Source organism: Streptomyces sp. NPDC104202, from assembly GCF_055584185.1.
In genome coordinates this window covers 1-4,061 of record NZ_JBVJMN010000124.1, presented here as the reverse complement: position 1 = coordinate 4,061, position 4,061 = coordinate 1, and the positions used below count along the sequence as shown (strand labels likewise).

Here is a 4,061-nt window from a genome sequence, read left to right as displayed (position 1 = left end):
CCGCTCCGGCCGCGCCGACCACTGAGGCTTTCCTCCCCCCAACCCCCCCGGGTCCGGGAGGAAAAAAAAACCCCCCCCCGGGGGTTGGTGGAAAAAATCCCGTCTGCCCCGGGGATTTTGACGACAGGCCCTAGCGCCGGATCAGCCGGCGGGCCGTCGCCGTCGCCACGGCCGCCGTGCGGGAGTCGACGCCCAGCTTCGCGAAGATGTGGACCAGGTGGGACTTCACGGTCGCCTGGCTGAGGAAGAGCGCCTTGCTGATCTGCTGGTTGGAGAGGCCCTCGCCGACGAGCTGGAGCACCTCCAGCTCGCGCTTGGTCAGGGCCTCGGCGGGGGTGCGCATCCGGTCCATCAGCCGGTGGGCGACCGCCGGGGCGAGGGCGGACTGGCCGGCCGCCGCGGTACGGACCGCCGCGGCCAGCTCCTCGGGCGGCGCGTCCTTGAGCAGGTACCCGGAGGCGCCCGCCTCGACCGCGGCGAGGATGTCGGCGTCCGTGTCGTACGTGGTGAGGACCAGCACCTTCGGCCCGTCGGGCACGGCCGTGATGGCCGCCGTCGCCTCCGAGCCGTGCATGCCCGCGCCGAACTGGAGGTCCATCAGCACGACGTCCACGCCGCCGGCGGCGGCCAGCTCCACCGCCCGCTCGGCGGTGGCCGCCTCGGCGACGACCGTGAAGCCGGGCTCCGTGTCGAGGACGGCGCGCAGGCCCGCCCGCACCACCGGGTGGTCGTCGGCCAGCAGAAGACGGATGGTCATGCGGAGGCTCCAGCCGGGAGGGGGAGGGAGACGGCGACCGCCGTGCCCTGACCGGGCGCGGACTCGACCGTGAACGTGCCGCCCAGCGACTCCGCCCGCGAGCGCATCGCCGGCAGCCCGAAGCCGCCGTCGGACGAGGGCCGCACGGCGCCGGGCTCGAATCCCCGTCCGTCGTCGACGACGTCCAGCGTCACCGAGGCGTCCATGAACGACAGTGTGATCTCGGCCCGCGACGCCCCCGCGTGCCGCACGGTGTTTGCCAGCGCCGACTGCGCGATCCGCAGCAGCGCCACCTCGTACGGGGTCGGCAGCTCCACCGGCGTCCCGCTCGTCGTGAAGCGGACCCGGGGCCCGGCCGGACGGCCCGCCCCCGGCGCGTACGCCTCTGTGGTCCCGTCCGGCGCGTACGCCTCTGTGGTCCCGTCCGGCGCGTCCGGCCCCGTCGTCCCGTCCGGAGCGTACGCCCCCGCCCCCGGACGGCCCGGCTCGCACAGCCGCTCCAGGGCGGCCGCGAGGGAGCCGTGCTCCAGGTCGGGGGGAGTGAGGGCGCGGACGAAGCGGCGGGCCTCGGCGAGGTTGTCCTGGGCCGCCTCGCGGGCCCGGTCGATGTGCCCGGCGGCCGGGGAGTCCGGCGGCAGGGCGCGCTCGGCGGCCCGGAGCAGCAGCTGGATGGAGGAGAGGCCCTGCGCGAGGGTGTCGTGGATCTCGCGGGCCAGCCGCTCCCGCTCGGCCAGGGTGCCCGCGTGCCGTTCCGCCGCGGCGAGCTCCGCACGGGTCTCGATCAGCTCCTCGATGAGCCGCCGGCGCCGCTCGCTCTCCCGGTACAGGGCCTGGTAGCCGAGGACGGTCGCGACCGCGACCGCCGCACCGAGCAGCGGGCCGATGAAGACGCCCGGATTGAGCGCGGCGCCGTGGCCCACGTACGACAGGATCGCCGCGACCGCCGTCAACGCCACGGCCGGCAGCGACCAGCGCACCGGCAGCAGGTGCAGCTGGAGGAAGTAGAGCGGGAAGGCCAGCCAGAGGGCCTCCGGTGTCAGCCAGAGCAGCGCGAGCCAGGACAGGCCCAGCGCCGCCAGCCACAGGGCGGCGGCCCGCTGCGAGTCCCGTACGGACGGCAGCAAGGAGCCTGCGGCGTAGACCGCGCCCGTCACCAGCGCCATCGCCGTCCCGCCCGCCGAGTCCGCGCGCACCGCCGCCAGGACGAGCAGCCCCGCCATGAGGAGGTGCAGGCAGAGGCGCAGCGCGCGGAGGACGGGGGTCAGCGGGCGCCGGGCCGGATGGAGGGAGGAGCGGGGATCCATGATCCCTCCAGGGTAGACAGCGGGAGACAATCCGGACTCAACCGAAAGTTTGATTGCGGAGCCATCCGTGGCGCGATGCCCCGCGGACCCCCGGCCGACCACTCTGGTCAGCATGTTCGTGGCATCGAGAGACCTGAGATTCGCCAAGGGGCGCTTCACCCTGATGGGGACCGTGATCGTGCTGATCACCCTGCTGGTGGGGCTGCTGTCCGGGCTGACCGCCGGGCTCGCGCGGGAGAACGTCTCCGCGATCACCGGCCTGCCCGCCGACCGGCTGGCCTTCGCGGCGCCGCCGTCCGGGCAGTCGGTCTCCTTCACCAACTCGACGGTGACGGAGGAGCAGTGGCGCCGGTGGTCGCAGCGGCCCGGCGTGACAGGAGCCGCGCCGCTCGGCATCCGTACCCTCAACGCCGCCGCCGGGGACCGCACCGCCGCCGTCTCCGCCTTCGGCACGGAGACCGGCTCCGGGCTCGCCCCCGCACCGGTCGCCGCGGGGAAGGCGGTGCTGTCCGCGTCGGCCGCGGAGGAGCTGGGCGTCGGCGCCGGCGACGCGCTGCGGCTGGGGCCGCTGGAGGTGACCGTCACGGCCGTGGCCGGCGACGCCTCGTACAGCCACACCCCCGTGGTGTGGACCTCCCTCGACGACTGGCAGCGGTTCGGCCACAGCGGGACCACCCCGCAGGAGCAGGCCACCGTCATCGCCCTGCGCGGCGACGGCGCGGACTGGGCGGCCGGCGACACGGCCGCGGGGACCCAGGCGCGGACCGTCGACGAGGCGCTCACCGCCATAGGGTCCTACCAGGCCGAGAACGGCTCCCTCCAGCTGATGCGCGGCTTCCTCTTCGCCATCTCGGCGCTGGTCATAGGAGCGTTCTTCACCGTCTGGACGATCCAGCGCAGCGGCGACGTGGCCGTGCTCAAGGCGCTCGGCGCGTCCACGCCCTACCTCCTCAGGGACGCCCTCGGGCAGGCCGTCCTCATGCTCACCGCCGGCACGCTGCTGGGCACCGCGCTCGCGGTCGGCATCGGCGCCCTGGTCAGCGGCGGGAACGTGCCCTTCGTCCTGGAACCCCTCACCGTCCTGGGGCCGGCCGCCGTGATCGTCGTCCTCGGCGTCGCCGGTGCCGCTCTGTCCATCCGGCGGATCACCGCCGTCGACCCCCTCACCGCCCTCGGGAGCGCCCGATGAGCCTCGTCCTCGACGCCGTCACCCTCACCTACCCGGACGGCGAGGGCCGGCTGACCGCCCTCGACGCCGTCTCCCTCACCGTCCCCGCCGGCACGCTCACCGCCGTCGTCGGCCCGTCCGGCTCCGGCAAGTCCAGCCTGCTCGCGGTCGCGGCCACGCTCGTCACCCCCGACGCGGGCCGGGTCGTCGTCGCCGGGGCGGACACCGGGCCGCTCACCCCGGCGGACAAGGCGCGGCTGCGCCGCGAGCACATCGGGATCGTCTTCCAGCAGCCCAACCTGCTGCCCTCGCTGAGCGCCCTGGAGCAGCTCCAGGTGATGGCCCACCTCTCGGGCCGTCCGCCCAAGGCGGTCCGGGGCCGGGCCCGGGACCTGCTCGACGCGGTGGGCCTCGCGGACCAGGGCCACCGGCGCCCCCACCAGCTCTCCGGGGGTCAGCGCCAGCGGGTGAACATCGCCCGCGCCCTGATGAACGAGCCGTCCGTCCTCCTGGTGGACGAGCCCACCAGCGCCCTCGACCACGAGCGCGGCGCGGCCGTGATGGACCTCCTCGCCGGCCTCACGGCCGAGCGCGGCACGGCGACCGTCCTCGTCACCCACGACCGGACGCACCTCGCCCGCACCGACCACACGGTGACCGTCCGGGACGGCAGGCTGGCGGAGCCGGCGCGGGCCTGAGCGCCCGGAGGGGGCAGGGCGGGCGGCCTCCGACGGCGGATTCGACTCCGGGGCGGGGGGGGGGGGGGGGCCCGCCCCCCCCACGGTTCCAGAGGGGCCGTTGTTCTAGGCTTTTGCTAAGGGGGTGGAAGGGT

Annotated in this window: 4 protein-coding genes; 2 read left to right on the top strand and 2 right to left on the bottom strand. The window is 75.2% G+C overall.

The features are described from left to right. Positions 1-130: 130 nt before the first annotated feature. Positions 131-757: a response regulator gene (locus ACZ60W_RS37030; RefSeq protein WP_469759802.1), complete on the bottom strand. Its 627-nt coding sequence runs from the start codon at positions 755-757 to the stop codon at positions 131-133. Then, a complete protein-coding gene (locus ACZ60W_RS37025; RefSeq protein WP_469759801.1) occupies positions 754-2,061 on the bottom strand; it encodes a sensor histidine kinase in 1,308 nt (435 codons plus the stop codon). Before ACZ60W_RS37025 ends, ACZ60W_RS37030 begins: the two co-directional genes overlap by 4 nt. Before the next feature lie 112 nt (positions 2,062-2,173). Between ACZ60W_RS37025 and ACZ60W_RS37020 the strand changes: the two genes are divergently transcribed. Together ACZ60W_RS37020 and ACZ60W_RS37015 are read left to right on the top strand one after the other, a co-directional pair. Beyond that, a complete protein-coding gene (locus ACZ60W_RS37020) occupies positions 2,174-3,250 on the top strand; it encodes an ABC transporter permease (RefSeq protein WP_469759800.1) in 1,077 nt (358 codons plus the stop codon). Continuing rightward, entirely contained in the window at positions 3,247-3,927 is a 681-nt protein-coding gene (locus ACZ60W_RS37015; RefSeq protein WP_469759799.1) for an ABC transporter ATP-binding protein, read from the top strand. Before ACZ60W_RS37020 ends, ACZ60W_RS37015 begins: the two co-directional genes overlap by 4 nt. Positions 3,928-4,061 lie beyond the last annotated feature (134 nt).

Excerpts from the sequence above, each read along its gene's own strand:
- ACZ60W_RS37030 (WP_469759802.1), bottom strand. The coding sequence starts at position 757 with ATGACCATCCGTCTTCTGCTGGCCGACGACCACCCGGTGGTGCGGGCG.
- ACZ60W_RS37025 (WP_469759801.1), bottom strand. The coding sequence starts at position 2,061 with ATGGATCCCCGCTCCTCCCTCCATCCGGCCCGGCGCCCGCTGACCCCC.
- ACZ60W_RS37020 (WP_469759800.1), top strand. The coding sequence starts at position 2,174 with ATGTTCGTGGCATCGAGAGACCTGAGATTCGCCAAGGGGCGCTTCACC.
- ACZ60W_RS37015 (WP_469759799.1), top strand. The coding sequence starts at position 3,247 with ATGAGCCTCGTCCTCGACGCCGTCACCCTCACCTACCCGGACGGCGAG.